General features: G+C 59.4%; 1 protein-coding gene. It reads left to right on the top strand.

Annotated elements, in window-relative coordinates; translation table 11 throughout:
• A partial coding sequence (locus EN750_RS36615; RefSeq protein WP_145968302.1) for a cupin domain-containing protein occupies window positions 1–283 on the top strand: 283 nt, incomplete at its 5' end.
• Between the last annotated feature and the right edge of the window lie 614 nt (window positions 284–897).

The raw sequence follows: 897 nt of genomic DNA, 5'->3' as shown, positions 1-897 counted from the left end.
GTCCCCAATCATGGCCGGCATGACCGTCGAAGTCGTCCTTCATCGCCTGCCTGCCGGTACGTCGACGGGCCGATTGCCGCCTTACCCGTCAGCCACCGGCAAGCATGTCGTGGCGTCCCGGGGACGTGTAGTCGTGGGCACTCCAGAGAATGAGACTGTCCTTGAGGAGGGCGATGCGCTCTACTTTGAGGCGGATGTACAGCATTGGTTCGAAAACCGGACCGACAAGCCAGCGGAGTATTACCTGATAATTTCGGCTCCCGCCCCCAACCGGCTCTCTTGAGCATATGGATCGGCCCAGATCGTCAAGGCGGGCTGGTATCGGGAGGTCGGGGTAAAGAGTCTCGACAGCCACGCGGTACGCTCCATGCTTGGAGCACGAGCTCAACTCGTCGGAATGCGGGTAGAGGTCACCAACCAAATTAGGCGCATTCTCAACAAATGGCGTTGTTCTTTCAAGACGAACGGGCGAACCGTTCGGACGGCTCGTGGATGAGATGTGCGACGATAGCAACCCTTGCTCACCCTCGGCACACGTTAATATTTATGCGACCGCCATGTCTCTCAAAGATCGAACCGATAACAGCGGCAAAAAATTGTGGCTCGTATTCGAGGCCAGAGTTGGAATTTTGCTGTTGGCGACCTCTCTGAGTGACCGAGTTCAACTCGATAGAGACGCAACTCGGCAAAGGCCGCGCGCCCGACAGCGCGGCGCCGAGCACATCCGGCTGTATCAGCACGAGAACGGCGTGGGCCCTGCGATCAACGGCGCGGTTTAGGCGCTGCGGTTCCCGTTCACCATGACGCTGAAGCGGCGCGCTCTGGCACGCGCGCTGATGGTCACCCCCTTTCCGCGCAAGCTGCCCGATGTCTTGAGCGTCGTGAGTGGTTCACGGT

Origin of the sequence: Mesorhizobium sp. M7A.F.Ca.ET.027.03.2.1 (assembly GCF_003999175.1) — a bacterium.
Taxonomy (GTDB): Bacteria; Pseudomonadota; Alphaproteobacteria; order Rhizobiales; family Rhizobiaceae; genus Mesorhizobium.
The sequence above is the reverse complement of the archived record's forward strand: the minus strand, read 5'-3'. Positions and strand labels throughout refer to the sequence as shown.